At 70.8% G+C, this 15,360-nt stretch carries 10 protein-coding genes and 4 pseudogenes; 12 read left to right on the forward strand and 2 right to left on the reverse strand.

What is annotated here, in order from left to right:
• Window positions 1-5: 5 nt before the first annotated feature.
• The 12 genes and pseudogenes from AC07DC_RS09045 to AC07DC_RS09100 all read left to right on the forward strand — a co-directional run.
• Window positions 6-1,742 (forward strand): helicase HerA-like domain-containing protein, encoded by a 1,737-nt coding sequence (locus AC07DC_RS09045; protein ID WP_478913328.1) that lies wholly within the window; start codon window positions 6-8, stop codon window positions 1,740-1,742.
• A gap of 145 nt (window positions 1,743-1,887) precedes the next feature.
• Window positions 1,888-2,358, forward strand: a pseudogene (locus tag AC07DC_RS09050) (SigE family RNA polymerase sigma factor); the annotation flags it as partial.
• A 154-nt stretch (window positions 2,359-2,512) separates the two neighbouring features.
• Complete coding sequence (locus AC07DC_RS09055) at window positions 2,513-3,082, forward strand: hypothetical protein (protein ID WP_478913330.1); 570 nt, start codon at window positions 2,513-2,515, stop codon at window positions 3,080-3,082.
• A gap of 118 nt (window positions 3,083-3,200) precedes the next feature.
• Window positions 3,201-4,565 (forward strand): mannosyltransferase family protein, encoded by a 1,365-nt coding sequence (locus tag AC07DC_RS09060; RefSeq protein ID WP_478913332.1) that lies wholly within the window; start codon window positions 3,201-3,203, stop codon window positions 4,563-4,565.
• Window positions 4,566-4,727: 162 nt separating this feature from the next.
• Window positions 4,728-7,511: a PKD domain-containing protein gene (locus AC07DC_RS09065; RefSeq protein WP_478914084.1), complete on the forward strand. Its 2,784-nt coding sequence runs from the start codon at window positions 4,728-4,730 to the stop codon at window positions 7,509-7,511.
• A gap of 346 nt (window positions 7,512-7,857) precedes the next feature.
• Window positions 7,858-8,307: pseudogene (locus AC07DC_RS09070) on the forward strand (ATP-binding cassette domain-containing protein); the annotation flags it as partial.
• A 198-nt stretch (window positions 8,308-8,505) separates the two neighbouring features.
• Window positions 8,506-9,654 (forward strand): annotated as a pseudogene (locus AC07DC_RS09075) (SpoIIE family protein phosphatase); the annotation flags it as partial.
• Window positions 9,655-9,959: 305 nt separating this feature from the next.
• A complete protein-coding gene (locus AC07DC_RS09080; protein ID WP_478913334.1) occupies window positions 9,960-12,602 on the forward strand; it encodes a SpoIIE family protein phosphatase in 2,643 nt (880 codons plus the stop codon).
• A gap of 490 nt (window positions 12,603-13,092) precedes the next feature.
• Window positions 13,093-13,509, forward strand: a complete 417-nt coding sequence (locus tag AC07DC_RS09085; protein WP_478913336.1) for an STAS domain-containing protein — start codon at window positions 13,093-13,095, stop codon at window positions 13,507-13,509.
• 106 nt (window positions 13,510-13,615) lie between these two features.
• Window positions 13,616-14,044 carry a hypothetical protein gene (locus AC07DC_RS09090; RefSeq protein ID WP_478913338.1) on the forward strand — a complete coding sequence of 143 codons (429 nt, stop codon included), beginning with the start codon at window positions 13,616-13,618 and terminating at the stop codon, window positions 14,042-14,044.
• Between the two features lie 11 nt (window positions 14,045-14,055).
• The gene (locus AC07DC_RS09095) at window positions 14,056-14,442 is read left to right on the forward strand and encodes an ANTAR domain-containing protein (RefSeq protein ID WP_478914086.1); all 387 of its coding nucleotides are present in this window, start codon (window positions 14,056-14,058) and stop codon (window positions 14,440-14,442) included.
• 128 nt (window positions 14,443-14,570) lie between these two features.
• Window positions 14,571-14,939: pseudogene (locus AC07DC_RS09100) on the forward strand (aminotransferase class I/II-fold pyridoxal phosphate-dependent enzyme); the annotation flags it as partial.
• 11 nt (window positions 14,940-14,950) lie between these two features.
• On the opposite strand, the gene AC07DC_RS09105 reads toward AC07DC_RS09100, so the two are convergent.
• Window positions 14,951-15,010 carry a hypothetical protein gene (locus tag AC07DC_RS09105; RefSeq protein ID WP_478914088.1) on the reverse strand — a complete coding sequence of 20 codons (60 nt, stop codon included), beginning with the start codon at window positions 15,008-15,010 and terminating at the stop codon, window positions 14,951-14,953.
• A 211-nt stretch (window positions 15,011-15,221) separates the two neighbouring features.
• Entirely contained in the window at window positions 15,222-15,356 is a 135-nt protein-coding gene (locus AC07DC_RS09110; RefSeq protein WP_478913340.1) for a hypothetical protein, read from the reverse strand.
• Window positions 15,357-15,360: the final 4 nt, after the last annotated feature.

Consider the following 15,360-nt stretch of genomic DNA (forward strand, 5'->3'; position numbering starts at 1 on the left):
CTGTCATGACCGATCCGCAAGCCCAGGCGCCACTTCCGGCTGATTCGCCCGCGGATTCGTCCGTCGGCGCGTCCCCCGCGCCGTCCGCGTCCTCCACACCGCCCGCGTCGCCCGCAGGCACGTCCCCCGCCGCACCGGACACCGGTGCGCCACGGCCGGCGGCGGATCTGCCGGGCCCCGCCGCCACGATCCTGGCCGGCTACACCTTCACCGGGCCGGCGCTCGACCTCGGCGCGCTGTTGTGGGACGGCACCTGCCACACGGACGCGCAGATCCGCATCCCGCTCGGCATGCTCAACCGGCACGGCCTCGTCGCGGGCGCCACCGGCACCGGCAAGACCAAGACGCTCCAGCTCATCGCCGAACAGCTGTCGGCCAACGGGGTTCCGGTCTTCCTCGCCGACGTGAAGGGCGACGTCTCCGGGATCTCCGCCCCCGGCCTGCCGAACGACAAGGTCGCGCAGCGCAGCGCCGAGGTCGGCCAGAGCTGGGCGGCGTCCGGCTTCCCGAGCGAGTTCTACGCGCTCGGCGGGATCGGCGCCGGTATCCCGCTGCGGGCGACGGTCACCGGCTTCGGCCCGATCCTGATGTCGAAGGTCCTCGGGCTCAACCAGACGCAGGAGCAGTCGCTCGGCCTGATCTTCCACTACGCCGACACCAAGGGCCTGGAGCTGGTCGACCTCAAGGACCTGCGGGCCGTCATCGCCTTCCTCACCTCCGACGTCGGCAAGGGCGAGCTCAAGAACATCGGCGGCATCTCGTCCGCCACCGCGGGGGTCCTCATGCGGACCCTGACGGCGTTCGAGGCGCAGGGCGCCGAGCCGTTCTTCGGCGAGCCCGAGTTCGACACCAGCGAGCTGCTGCGGACCGCGCCGGACGGGCGCGGGATGGTGTCGGTGCTGGAGCTGCCGGCCGTCCAGGACCAGCCGCAGCTCTTCTCCACCTTCCTGATGTGGCTGCTCGCGGACCTCTTCCAGGATCTCCCGGAGGTCGGCGACATCGACCGGCCCAAGCTGGTGTTCTTCTTCGACGAGGCCCATCTGCTCTTCAACGGCGCGTCGAAGGCGTTCCTCGACGCCATCACCCAGACGGTGCGGCTGATCCGCTCCAAGGGCGTCGGCATCTTCTTCGTCACCCAGACCCCGAAGGACGTGCCCTCCGACGTCCTCGCCCAGCTCGGCAACCGCGTCCAGCACGCCCTGCGCGCCTTCACCCCCGAGGACGCCAAGGCTCTCAAGGCGACCGTCTCGACGTTCCCCAACTCCGCCTACGACCTCGGCGAGCTGCTGACCGCGCTGGGCACCGGCGAGGCCGTCGTCACCGTCCTCAGCGAGAAGGGCGCGCCGACCCCGGTCGCCGCCACCCGGCTGCGGGCCCCGCAGTCCCTGATGGGGCCCATCGACGCGCCCGCGCTGGACACGGCCGTCAAGTCGTCGCCGCTCTACTCCCGTTACGCGCAGGCCGTCGACCGCGAATCGGCCTACGAGAAGCTGAACGCGGCTGCCGACGCCGCAGCCATGGCCCCGGCCCCCGGTTCGGGTGGTTCGGAACCCGGGGGTTCGGAGCGCGCCGGGTCGCCTGCGAAGGTGTCGGGAAAGGCGGCGGGGAAAGCGGCCGCCGGGGAGGCGAGCGTCGTGGACCAGGTCGTCGGCAGCGGCGTCTTCAAGTCGCTGGCCCGCTCGTTGGGCACCCAGATCGGCCGCGAGATCAGCCGCTCCCTCTTCGGTACGCGCAAGCGCTGACACCATCGGCACTCCGCCGGAAGCCACGGAAGACGTCCCCGGAAGCCCTGAAAGGCACCGGAAAAACTTTTCGGCGTCAGCTGTCAACCGGACGCGGGGTCCCAGGCGTATGTCTGGTGAGTCCGCGGAGAATCTGGAGTGAGTGTTGACCGTCGAGGAGTTCGAGGAGTTCTACGCGCACGCGGTCGGACGCCTCACGGGTCAGCTCTATGTGATGCTCGGCGACCTGCACGAGGCGCAGGACGTCGTGCAGGAGGCCTTCGTACGCGGCTGGAGCCGACGGCGGCAACTGGACGGCAACGGGGCTCCGGAGGCCTGGATCCGTACGGTCGCCTGGCGGCTCGCGGTGAGCCGCTGGCGCGGTCGCCGGCGCTCCGACGACGCCTGGCAGCGGCACGGCGGCGCGCAGTCCGTCGAGGGACCGGGCCCCGAGCCGGTGGCCATGGTGTCGGCGCTGCGCGAACTGTCGCCGCGGCAGCGGCGCACGGTGGTCCTGCATTACGTCTGCGATCTGTCCGTGGACCAGATCGCGGCCGAGACCGGTGTCTCCAGCGGCACCGTCAAGACGCATCTGCACCGGGGCCGGGCGGCGCTCGCCGACCGCCTGACGGACCCGACCGATCCGGGAGGTCCGGGAGGTCCGGGAGGTTCGAGCAGGTCCGGTGATCCGGGTGGTCCGGGCAGTCCTGGCGGTTCAGGCCGTCCGGGTGGTCCCGGCGATCCGAGCGCTTCGCATCGTTCGCACGATTCGCACGCCGAGGAGGCCCCGGGTGCCTGAGCTCCACGACCCCCGCGATCCGCACAACCCGTACGACCACGACCACCATCACGACTACGACGCGCACAACGCGCACGGCTCGCACGCGCCGGAGGACGCGCTGACGAGCGCGCTCAAGGACGCGGCCGCTGCCGGGCAGACCGCGGCGGCCCCCGTCCCCCTCGCGGTGATCATGGCGCGCGGCGACCGGGTCCGCCGGCGCCGGATGGCCGCGTACGCGGCCGCCGCCTGCCTGGCGGTCGGCGGTACGGGCCTTGCGGCGGCAGCCGTCCTGCCGTTCGGCGACGGGACCGTCGCCCCCGCGACGTCCCCATCCGGGGTGAACTCGGACCGCGAATCGCCGAGCGCGCAGCAACCCAGCGCGAAGTCGACCGAGCCGAGCTCCCACCAGCCGAGCGCGACCAGGAGTACGGCGTCGACCGGGATCGGGACGGGCCACGGCGCCGCGACCCACGGTCCCTCCCGGACGCCCACCGGCACGGCCACCTCGGTCCCGCCCCCGGGCAGCACGCAGGGCGGCGGCGCGCACACGATGTTGCAGACCACCACCCCGCCCGGCTGATCCATCCACCTGCTGAACGACCCGGTCGAACCACCGGGCGATCCCGCACGCCCCAAAACCCCCGCCCCCGCCCCTCGCCCTCGCCCGTGCCCCGTGCCTCACCGTCTGGAGCCGAACCATGTCCGTCGTACCAGCCCCGCGGACGCGGGAGGCCGAGGCCGAAACCGGGTTCGGAAGCGAAGTCGAGGTGGGCCCGCACCGGCTGCTGCCCTCCCCCAGGCGAGGGGGGAACGGTCGCCCGCGTGAGCACTCGCGTGAGCACCGCCCGCCGGCGCGGTCGGCCGCGCACCGGCTGCTCTCCTCGGTCAGCGCCGCCGACCGGACCGTGCTCGCGCTCTATCTGCTCACCCGCGCCGGCATCTGGGCCACCGCCTACTGCACCGGCTGGCTGTTCACCGGCGACGGCCGCGCCAAACAGGCCCCACCGCTGCTCTCACGATGGGAGCAGTGGGACTGGGGGTACTTCGTCCGTATAGCCGAGTACGGCTACTTCGGCGGGGACGGGTCCGGCTCCGCCCAGCCCGACAACCGCGAGGCGTTCTTCCCCGGCCTGCCCCTGCTGCTCCGCGCCGTGCACACCGTCGTGCCCAACTGGACGGTTTCGGGTCTGCTGATCTCGCTCGTCGCCGGTGCCGTCGCGGTTCTGGCCCTCGCCCGAACAGCCCGCCTCCACCTCGCCGGGAAGAACGCCGCAGGTGGCCCGGCCGAAGGCGACGCGGGGGAGCACGCGGTGTTCTTCCTCCTGCTGTCGCCCTGCGCGGTCTTCCTGGCCGTCGGTTACACCGAAGCCCTCTTCCTGGCCCTCGCCCTGCCCGCCTGGCTGGCCGCCAAGAAGGGCAACTGGCCGCTGGCGGCGGTACTGGCCTGCGGCGCCACCACCGTCCGGATCAGCGGACTGTTCCTCGCGGCCGCCCTGGCCGTCGAATTCCTGACCGGCAGGGGCACCAGCACCGGAACCGCCACTGCTACCAGCCTCCGCCGACGCCTGCGCGCGCTCCCCTGGCTGGCCCTTCCCGTCCTGCCATCCCTCGCCTACACCTGGTACCTGCACGCCAGGACCGGCGACTGGATGGCCTGGAAACACGCTCAGGAACGCGGCTGGTACCGGCAGTTCCACACCCCGTGGGAGGCCTGGCAGAACACCTGGGACTCGGCCTTCTCCCACACCCAGACCACCGGGTACGCCTTCATGTTCCGGGCCGAACTCCTCGCCATGGTGGTCGGCCTCCTGCTGCTCGGCCGCCTGCTGCAGCGGCGGCGGTGGCCGGAGGCGATCTACATCGCGCTCAACCTCTGGGCGCTCGGCACCTCGTACTGGTACATGTCCATCCCCCGCGCCACCCTCCTGTGGTGGCCGCTGTGGATAGGCCTCGCCCAACTCGCCCTCCGCCGCCCCTGGATCCGTACCGCCTACCTCTGCCTGTCCGCTCCCCTGATGACCGTCCTCGCGGTGGCCTTCACCTCAGGCCGCTGGGTCGGCTGACGCCGGTTCCTTGCCGGGCCCCGGCGTCGCACCGCCGGACCGGGTCGGTCATGATGCACTTCCACGACTCATCGCTCGGCTGTCTTCCCTTCCGCCTCCCCCCACGGTCCGGAACGAGAACACGAGCGAATTCCCAGGGGGGAACGCTTCTCCGTGCGCACCATGAGACTTGCCGCGCTCGCCTGCGCGGCCACGATCGGCCTCGGCATCGGGCTGCCCGTACCGGCGGCCCAGGCCGCCGAAGCCGACACGCTCTACGTCAACAACGCCGCGACCGCCAACTGCTCGGACACCGGCACCGGCACCGCGGCGCAGCCGTACTGCACCATCCAGCCGGCCGTGGACGCGGCGCAGCCGGGCCAGACCGTGAAGGTGGCCTACGGCAAGTACGGGGAGCCGGTAGTCCTGAGCCGGTCCGGTACGGCGGACAAGCCGATCAGCATCGTCGGTGGTTCGCTCCGCGCCAAGACGTCGATGCCGCTCATCGGCCTGCTGCCCGTCGATCTGCACGCCTTCTCGGGCACGGGGGTGCACGACATCAAGGTGACCGGCTTCGACCTCGGGGCCACCCATGAGACGGTGCTGTTCACCAATACACAGCGGATCACGTTCGACGGCAATTACATCGGGGCGGGGCCGCGCGTCACGACGTTCGGGATCCGGGTGACGGGCGCGTCCACCGACACCACGATCACCCGGAACATCGTGAACCTTTACAGCGGGCAGCCGGTCAGTATCGAGTCGGGCGTCCGCGGCACCGTGCTGACGAGCAACGCCGTGTCTCAGAACACGGGCGGGGGCGGTATCGCCGTGTCGGACGCCCCGGGCACTGTGATCACCAACAACAGCGTCAGTGCGACCTGTCAGCCGTCGCTCGCGCTCCTGGGAGATTCCTCCGGAGCCGTCGTCGAGAACAACGTGTTCACGGCTTCGTGGGACACGGAGAACGGTGCGAAGACCTGCCCGGGGCCGACGGTGAAGGTTCAGGTGTCTGCTGCCTCCCGGGCCGGTGCAACCATCCGCTACAACTTGTCCAAGCCGTATCTGGCCGGTGGCGTCGTCTACGACTGGGCGGGATCCCTGACGAACAGCCTCAAGGACGTCGGTCTGGGAGACCACGACCTGATCAGCTACGCGGATAACGCGGCGGTCGACGATCCCGGGCATGGTCTGACGCTACGCTCCGGTTCTCCCGCCATCGACTCCGGGAACGCGGCGGCTCCTGGCGCGTCGGACACTGATCTGTTCGGCTACCGCGGGATCAACGACCCGTACGTCCCGGACACCGGTACCGGTGTCCGGGACCGGGGTGCCGCCGAGTTCACCACCGCTTCGAGGTCGGTCGGGGTGGTGCCCGACCCGAACCGCGCTCCGACGGGCGGACTGATCAGCTTCTTCGTGGCGGACAGCGAGAGCTGGTCTCCGGTCATGAAGTACGTGGTCGACTTCGGCGACGGCTCCGATCCTCTGATGACCACGGGGGCACCCCTGAGTCATCAGTACGCGGCGGCCGGCCAGTACACGCCGACCATTACGTACACCGCGCTGAACGGTGACACCAACCAGCAGCCCGGTAATCAAGTCACCATCAGCGCACCGGGCCCCCTGGTGCCTGCACTGTCGGTCAAACCGCTGGATTCGCCCCTGGCGTACGACTTCTGGGGCGGGGGCAGTACCTCACCGTGGTCGATCACCAAGCAGGTCCTCGACTTCGGGGACGGTACGACCCAGGAGCTGCAGGCTCCTTACTCGGCCTCGCACGCCTACCGTGATGAAGGCCAGTACACCGTGACCCTGACTGTCACGGACCAGGGCGGACGTGTCGAGAAGATCTCGCAGCAGTTGCATGTCGCCTATCGGGCGGCCGGTTTCTACCCGGTGACGCCGACCCGGCTCCTGGACACGCGCCCTACCGGCTCCAACATCGGCACTGGGCTCGTGCCGGACTCGTCACTGAAGGTCTCGGTGTACGAGCACTCGGAGCTGTTTGCGCACACACCGACGGCGGTCGTGCTGAACATCACCGCCGTGTCTGGTCAGGGTGGCGGATACCTGACCGTGTATCCGGCGGGCAGTGCCCGGCCCGCGACCTCGAACGTCAACTACGCTGCCAAGCAGGTGGTCCCAAATCTGGTGACCGTGCCGGTCGGCACGGACGGCAAGGTCGCGGTCTACAACAAGCTCGGCTTCGCGAACGTGATCGCCGACATCGTCGGCTACTACAGCCCCGACAAGGGCGACCGCTACACCGCGCAGACCCCCGTCCGGCTCGCCGACACCCGCGCCACGCAGAACCGGCCGGGCCCCGACGGACAGATCTCCGTGCAAGTCGCCGGGCAGCACGGCGTTCCGGCAGGTGCCACCGCGGCCGTATTCAACGTCACCGCCACCCGCCCCACCCAGCCGGGCTTCCTGACGGTCTATCCGGCGGGCATCACCCGGCCGGGCACGTCGAATCTCAACTTCGGCGCCGGGCAGACCGTGTCCAACCAGGTCGTGGTGCCGATCGGCACGGACGGCAAGGTGAACGTCTACAACCGCTTCGGCAGCACGGACGTCGTCGTCGACCTGTTCGGGTACTACAGCGCGGACGGCGAGGCGCTCTTCACCCCCGTGACGCCGAAGCGGGTGGCGGACACCCGCACCGGAACCGGTGCGCCCGTCGGTCCCGGAGCCACCCTGCCGGTGCTGTCCGGAGCGCCGGCCGGTGCGACCGGCGCCGTGCTGAACGTAACCAGTACCGGGTCGACGACCGGTGGCTTCCTGACGGTGTGGGCGGACGGCGGGCCGCGGCCGGCCACGTCCAACGTCAATTTCACCATCGGGCAGACCGTCCCGAACCACGTCACCACGCCGCTCGGTACGAACGGCAGGCTCGACGTGTTCAACTCCAATGGCAGCACCCATGCGGTGGTCGATGTGTTCGGCTACTTCACCAAGCCGTAGCCGTACAGCTACAGCCGTACAGCCATAGCCGTACGGCTGTAGCCGCAGCCGGAGCCGTACAGCTCCAGCCGTAGCCGCAGCTGTTGCATGACGAGGGCCCCGACCGGATTCCCGGTCGGGGCTTTTATCTGTTCGGCCTCAGGATCATCCAGATGGGGACGATCCGTGCCGATGTCCTCTACGATCGCGAATCCGAACGCCCGAGGGTGTCACGGTGCACTGACGGAGTGACGGAGTCCGCCGGGCACATTCAGTCCCTGAGCTTGGCCGGCCCGGGAGTAGGAGGCAGCTGGTGCGAGACACCCCCCTGCTGGCCGTGCGCGGAATCTCCAAACGGTTCGGCGCCGTGCAAGCTCTGAGCGACGTCGCCCTCGAGATCAAGGAGGGCGAAGCGGTCGGTCTGGTCGGGGCCAACGGAGCCGGCAAGTCCACCCTGGTCAAGGTCATCGCCGGGGTGTCACCGCCGGACAGCGGGGTGATCGAGTGGAAGGGCCGGCCCGTCGACATCCGTACGCCGCTCGACGCCCAGAACCTGGGCATCGTCGCCGTTCACCAGGACCTGTCGCTCTGCGACAACCTCGACACCGTCGGCAATCTCTTCCTCGGCCGCGAACTGCACCGGTTCGGCGGGCTCGACGAGGTCGAGATGGAGAAGCGCTGCCGCGCGATGCTCAACGTCCTGTCCGTCCACATCCCCAGCCTGCGCGTCCCGGTCGCCTCGCTCTCCGCCGCACAGCGCCAGGGCGTCGCCATCGCGCGTGCGCTGCTCGGCGAGCCGGAGCTCGTCATCCTGGACGAGCCGACGGCCGCGCTGGGCCCCCAACAGGCTGCCGTGGTCCTCTCGCTGGTCCAGCGGCTGCGCGATCAGCGGCTCGGCGTGCTCCTGGTCAGCCATGAGATGGACGAGGTGCGTGCGGTCTCGGACCGGGTGGCGGTGCTGCGGGTCGGCCGCAACACCGGCTTCTTCGACACGAAGTACACGACCCAGGAGCAGATCGACTCGGCCATCACGGGCAACCAGGCCATGGCCGTCACCCTGCAACAGAGCCTGCTGCCGCACGGGCTGCCCGAGCAGGACGCCCTCGACGTCGCCACCCGCTATCTGCCCGCGCGGGCGGGGGTGGGCGGCGACTGGTTCGACGTGATCCCTCTGCCGGGCGCCCGCGTCGCGCTGGTCGTGGGGGACATCGTCGGGCACGGACTGCACGCCGCCGCCACGATGGGCCGGCTGCGGACGGCGGTGCACAACTTCTCCATGCTGGACCTGCCGCCCGACGATCTCCTGGCGCACCTCGACGACCTGGTGGGCCGGATGGACAAGGACGAGGCCGGCCCGGGCAGCGGCACCCCGGCCGCCGGCGCGACCTGCCTGTACGCGATCTACGACCCGGTCTCGCGGCGCTGCGAACTGGCCCGCGCCGGCCACCTCCCGCCCGCGCTCGTCCACCCCGACGGCACGGTGGAGTACCTCGAGGTGCCGGCCGGCCCGCCGCTGGGCCTGGGCGGTCTGCCCTTCGAGGCGGTGGAGTGCCTACTGCCCGAGGGCAGCAAGCTGGTCCTGTACACGGATGGTCTCGTCGAGGACCGCAGCCGGGACATCGACGTCGGACTCGAACTCCTCCGCACCGCCCTGGCGGGCGCCGACCGCGGCCCGGAGCAGACCTGCGACGCGGTGCTCGACACGCTGCTGCCCGCGGAACCGAACGACGACATCGCCCTGCTCGTCGCCCGCACCCGCGCGCTGTCGGACGACCGGATCGCCCGTTGGGAAGTACCGTCGGAGCCTTCCGCGGTCTCCGCCGTACGGGCCGCCGCCAACAGCCAGCTGGAGCAGTGGGGGCTGGACGAGCTGTCCTTCACCACGGAGCTGATCCTCAGCGAACTGATCACCAACGCCATCCGGCACGCCGCCGGACCGATCACGGTCCGCCTGCTGCTGGACCGCAGCCTGATCTGCGAGGTCGCCGACGCCAGCAGCACGTCCCCGCACCTGCGCTACGCGGCCACCACGGACGAGGGCGGCCGTGGCCTCTTCCTCGTCGCGCAACTGGCCGAACACTGGGGCACCCGCTACACCAGCGCCGGCAAGATCATCTGGTCGGAACAGCGAATCCCCAGGAAGCCGGGGACGGCGAACGCGTGACGGTGAACCCGGGACACGGCGTACGCGTGACGGTGAACCCGGGACACGGCGTACGCGTGACGGTGAACCCGGGACGGCGACCGTGACGGCGAACCCGGGACGGCGAACCCGTGACGCGGGTGACGCAGGCGGTCCTGGGCCCGCAGCATGCATGATTCGAATCTGTGCGCGATTGCCCTGGAATGGGCCCGCTGATTCACCGCTGATCCCTTCCGTCGCTCCTGGCTCGCCTTGACACCCCTGGTGGGCGGGCGTACAGAGAGAAGATGCGCCAGGGTGTGCCGGCGGACCCGCGAGGGCCGCATGTGACCGGCGGTACCACGGCGACGCGCACCGGGGTCGATCCCGATGGTGTCCGCCGTTCTCAGGGCGGTCCCCACCCCCCGCAGACCCCGGCGGAGAGCGCCCCGCACCCCCCGCAGACCCCGGCTGACAGCGCCCCCCACCCCCCGCAGACCCCGGCTGACAGCGCCCCCCACCAGCGCCCGCCCGAGCCGGTCCACCAGCGGGACGATGTGCTCGCCGCAGCCGTCCGGAAGGTACTCACGGACACCGATGCCTACAGCGGCCTGGTGTACCTGCGGTCGCGCGATCGGCGCTCGCTCGTGCTCAGCGCCGTCGCCGGCGTCCCGGTGTCGGCGCTCGGCTCGTTCCGCCGCGTCGCCGTGCACAGCCCGCTGCCCGGCCCGCTGGCCTATCGCACCAGGCGCAGCGTCAGCCTGTCGGGGACGGAGGAGACGATGCGCCGCTTCCCCCAGCTGCTGGTGGGCCTGCCGTACTCGTTCGCCTCCGCCTATGCGCCGATCGTCGCAGGCCCGGAGACCTTCGGGTTCCTGTGCGCGCTGTGGACGCCCTCCGCCGCCGGGGTGCCGGCGGGGGCCCGGCGCCACCTGCGGGCCGCGGCCAACCGGCTGGGGGGCCTGCTGGCGGAGCTGGCCGCCCGGGGAGACCCGGTGGAGAGCAGCGGTGACACGGCGGTGATCGAGCTGACCACCACGTCGGGGCCGGCGTTCCGGCTGGGGCTGTTCGACTGGAACCTCGCCACCGGCGCCGTCTTCGCCGACGACGAGCTGTGCTCGATCTTCGGACTGGAGCCGGGCCGGTTCGACGGCCGGGCCGAGACCCTCGCCGGCCGGCTCCACCCCGACGACCTGCCGGAGTTCTGCACGGCCGTCCGTCGTGCGCAGCTGGACGGCCGGCCCCTTGCCACGCGGCTGCGGGTGATGTCCGAAGCGAAACGGTCACGGTTCGTCGAGGTGCGGGGGCGGGTTCCCGAGGCGACGGCCGGGCAGGCGCGTGATCATCTGGTGGGCACCGTCCTCGACACCGGCACCGACGCGGCCGCCGCCGAGGCCGTCGAGCGGCTGCAGCAGGGCATCTTCTCGCTCGACCCGGACGGCCGGATCATCTACGCGAACCTCGGCGCCGAGCTGCTGCTGGGGGCCCACCGCGAGGAGATGCTCGGGCGACAGCTGTGGGACTCCTTCGCATGGCTCTCCGACCCCGCGTACGAGGACCGTCACCGCGCGGGGATGATCTCCCGGCAGCCCACCTCGTTCCTCGCCTGCCGCCCGCCCGACCGGTGGCTGGCCTTCGCCTTCTACCCCGACGCGCACGGGGTCACCGGCACCGTCGTCCCCCACACCGGGCCCTCCGCGAGCGACGGCCGGGAACCGCTGCCGGCCGAGGCTGAGCTGACCCCGGCCGCAGTACTGGGGCCGTCGACGCCCGCGAGGCGCGCCGGCGTCGGCGCCATCTACCGCCTGCTGGAGCTGGCCAGCACGCTGACCCAGGCGGTGACGGTCCGCGAGGTGTGCACGGCCGTCGCCGAACAGATACTGCCGGCCTTCGGCGGCCAGGAGCTGGCGATCTACGTCGTCGCCGGGAACCGGCTGAACCTCGCCCACCAGGAGGGCTACCCCGACGAGTTCCTGGACCGTTTCGAGGGCACCCCGATGCGGGCCAGGCTGCCCGGGGTGGAGACGCTGAGCACCGGCGCGCCGATCTTCTTCTCCTCCGTCGAGGAGCTGGCCGCCGCCTACCCCGGGATACCGCTGGACGAGATGTGCGCCTGGGCCTTCCTCCCGCTGATCGCCTCCGGGCACCCCGTCGGCAGTTGCATCCTGGGTTTCGACGAGCCCCATGAGTTCTCGCCCGAGGAACGCGGAGTGCTGACCGCCCTAGGCGGCCTGATCGCCCAGGCGCTGGAGCGCGCCCGCCTGTACGACACCGAGTTCGCCCTCGCCCGTGGCCTCCAGAACGCGCTGCTGCCCCACCGGTTGCCCGAGGTGCCCGGCATCACCATCACGGCCCGCTATCTGCCGGGGACGCAGAGCATGGAGATCGGCGGTGACTGGTACGACGCGATCGTCACCGCGCAGGGCCTCTGCCTGGTCATCGGCGACGTCGAGGGCCACAGCGTGGCCGCCGCCGCCACCATGGGCCAACTCCGCAGCGCGGTACGGGCCTTCGCCACCAGCGGGTGCGAGCCGAACGAGGTACTGGCCCGCACCAACCGGCTGCTGGCCGATCTCGACTCCGACCTTCTCGCGAGCTGTTGCCTGATCCAGCTGTCCGGGGTCACGGGACTGGCCCGCATCGCGCGTGCCGGCCACCTCCCCCCGCTGCTGCGGCACGCCGACGGCCGCACCGAAGTGCTGGAGGTCCCGGGCGGCGCCCTGCTCGGCGTCGACCCACTCTCGGAGTATCCGATGAGCGAACTCCTGCCGCCGCCGGGATCGGTGCTCGCCCTGTACACCGACGGCCTCGTCGAGGAGCCGGGGATCCCGATCGATGAGGGCATCGACCAGCTCCGGGTCACGCTCGCCCACGCCGACGCGAGTTCCCTGGAAGAACTCGCCGACCGCCTGCTGGGCGACGCCCGCCGCTCGACCCACCGCGCCGACGACGTGGCCCTCCTGCTCACGGCCTTCACACCCGAACCGTGATGCGGCGGCGGCTGCCGGGCCGCCGGAGCCACCATCAGCACGCGAGCGGGTGAGGCTTGCGACTGTGACGGGCACGGCGCCGGCGGACCTCCTTGCGGGCTGTGGGTGCCGGAGGTTGAAGCGAGAAGCGATGGGGCTTGGCCACGGAGTGCGGCCACGGAGTGTGGCCACACCGATTCCGCCCGAGACGAAGCCGAGCGGCCTCCGGCCCACTATTGGGGCATCCGGAGGACTACTGGGGCATCGACGGACGTCCCGGACCCCGGCGTTGTTGTGTGGCACCGAACCGACGCGCAGGGAGACCGGACGATTTGCCTGGTCGGTCTGCGCACCCGAGGGGAACCGGCTGCGTCCTACGGCCAGGAACTTGGTCTGCTGGGAGGGCTGTTCGCCTGCCGACCTGAAGTGCGACCGTACCGGAAGTGTCAGGCGGAGCCGAGTTCCGGAACTCCGCGGCACTGGACCGGCCGGTCTGTGGAACCGAGGCATCATGCCCGTCCCGACCCCGCTCAATGTCCACCGTCACGACTACTGGAGCCGGACGCTGATCACCGTTGCCGGTGACATCGACCTGGACTCGGTGGCTTTTCTGCGTGTGCCGTTGGAGCAGTGTCTGCTCGACGGTATCCGCACCATTGAGGTCGATCTGAGCGCCGTCACGTTCTGCGACTGCAGCGGGCTCAACGTCTTCCTGGCCGCCCTCCAGCGCACTGCCGCTGCCGGAGGGACCTTGCGCCTGCACCGCCCCAGTGCGCCGGTGGCTCGGCTCTTCGCCCTGACCGGTTCCGACTCTCTTCTCCTCGCTCCCACCGCCGTCCCGCTTCCGCCTTCGCGGCCGGTCGCGTTGTACAGGGCGACGCGTCGGCCCGCCGACGTGGTGCGTGCGGTCCTGCACGGTGTGGCATGAAGTACGGGCCCGGCCCGGTGTGTCCCAGCACTCCGGCAACGGGTTCGGCGCTGTGGCGGGCCGGGATCCGGGCTGCTCCTCCGGGCAGGATCCACGGTGATGGCTGGTGATCAGTGACGGCATGGCGGAGGTCCTGCGCCTGCTGCACCCGGACCGCTGGTCCAAGGCCGGCGCCGAAATCGCTGTGGCGGCGGCCGAGGCCTTGGGCGTGGACGGGTTGTCGGTGTCCCTGGTGACCGAGGGAAAGCAGACCGAGCTGTTGTGGTGCTCCGACGACGCCGTCCGCTGTTTCGAGGAAATGCAGTACACCCTCGGGGAGGGGCCGGGGCCCGATGCGGTGCGCACGGGCGCGATGGTGTGGGTTCCGGACCTGGCCCGGGTGCGTGCCGGGCGCTGGCCGGCGCTCGGGATGGAGGCCCCGGACCTGCAGGCCCGCGCGGTGTACTGCTTCCCGCTGGGTATCGGTGCGATCCGCGTCGGGGTGCTGACCGCCGTGCGCCGGACGCCGGGCCCGATGTCCGCGCAGCAGACCTGACCGCCAACGCCCTGCCTCTGCGGCTGCGCGGACGGACCATCGGCTCGATGGGCCTGTTCCAGACCGATCCCGAACCCCTCACCGCCTCCGACCTCACACTCGCCCAGGCACTCGCGGACGTCGCGACCATCGCGATCCTCCAGCAACGCACCCTGGCCCACAGCGAACTCGAACGCGGTCAGCTCCAATACGCCCTCACCAGCCGCATCGTCCTCGAACAGGTCAAAGGCATCCTCGCCGAACGCTGGAACACCAGCGTCGACGACGCCTTCACCGCCCTCCGCCGCTACGCCCGCGGCCACAGCTACCAACTCACCAGCCTCGCCCGCGAAATCGCCGACGGCACCTTCGACACCAACCAGATCCCCCGCAACCCCGGCCCCAACACCCGGCAGTGACCTCGAAGCGCTGCTGGACGTCACCTCGTGGTGAGAACAAGCGAGGGAGCTCTGACCATGCGGGGCTTCAGATGAACACCACGGCGGCCAGCTAACGGCTGGTCGGCGTCGAATTCGACAGCGACGGCATGCGGATCGACCGGCTCGCCGCCGCACTCGCCGAACACCGGCCGGCGCTGCTGTATGTCATGCCGACCTACCACAACCCGACCGGCACCCTGATGTCCGCCGGACGCCGTCTCCGGGTGGCCGAACTCGCCGCCGAACACGGCGTCACCGTCCTTGAGGACAGCGCTCACGCGGCGGCTCTCGCCCCCGGGCAGGCCCCGCCGCCGATCGCCGCGAACCCCGCCGGGGGAACCGTTCTGACGGTGGGTTCACTCGCCAAGGCGGTCTGGGGCGGTCTGCGAATCGGCTGGATCCGCGCGCCGCAGGACGCCGTGGCACACGCTTTCCACCTGTTCGGCCCAACGTCTACGTGTGATCAGTACGCGGCCGTACGCGCGATCTACGCGGGCATGACGCTGTGGATCCGGGAAAGGGTGAAGACGCGCTCGTCGTCCCTCAGGTGGCACCAGGCTTCGAGATAGGGCGGGTCGAGGGCGAGGCGGCTGAGAGTGCGTACGGTGCGGCTTCCTGAGGTGGCGACGTACTCGACCGTCCTTGGCTCGTCGGAATAGGTGCTGAGCCCTGTAAGGCTTCATCCGGTAAAGCTTCATCCGGTCGTCCGGAGGGAGAATCGGCCGGGTTTTTGGCCTTCCTGCACGTTCCGAAGGTGCTTACACGATGCGGGCATCGGTGAAATGGAGGGCGTCGTAGGACAGGGCACACCCGGCGGCGCCGAGGGTCAGGATCGCCGCGCGGTCACAGCCGGTGGCGTGGTAGCCGGCGCCCGTCAGCCTGGCGCACGGCACGACG

The sequence above is a fragment of the Streptomyces sp. NPDC045021 genome (assembly GCF_056432645.1).

Excerpts from the sequence above, each read along its gene's own strand:
- AC07DC_RS09045 (WP_478913328.1), top strand. The coding sequence starts at position 6 with ATGACCGATCCGCAAGCCCAGGCGCCACTTCCGGCTGATTCGCCCGCG.
- AC07DC_RS09060 (WP_478913332.1), top strand. The coding sequence starts at position 3,201 with ATGTCCGTCGTACCAGCCCCGCGGACGCGGGAGGCCGAGGCCGAAACC.
- AC07DC_RS09065 (WP_478914084.1), top strand. The coding sequence starts at position 4,728 with ATGAGACTTGCCGCGCTCGCCTGCGCGGCCACGATCGGCCTCGGCATC.
- AC07DC_RS09085 (WP_478913336.1), top strand. The coding sequence starts at position 13,093 with ATGCCCGTCCCGACCCCGCTCAATGTCCACCGTCACGACTACTGGAGC.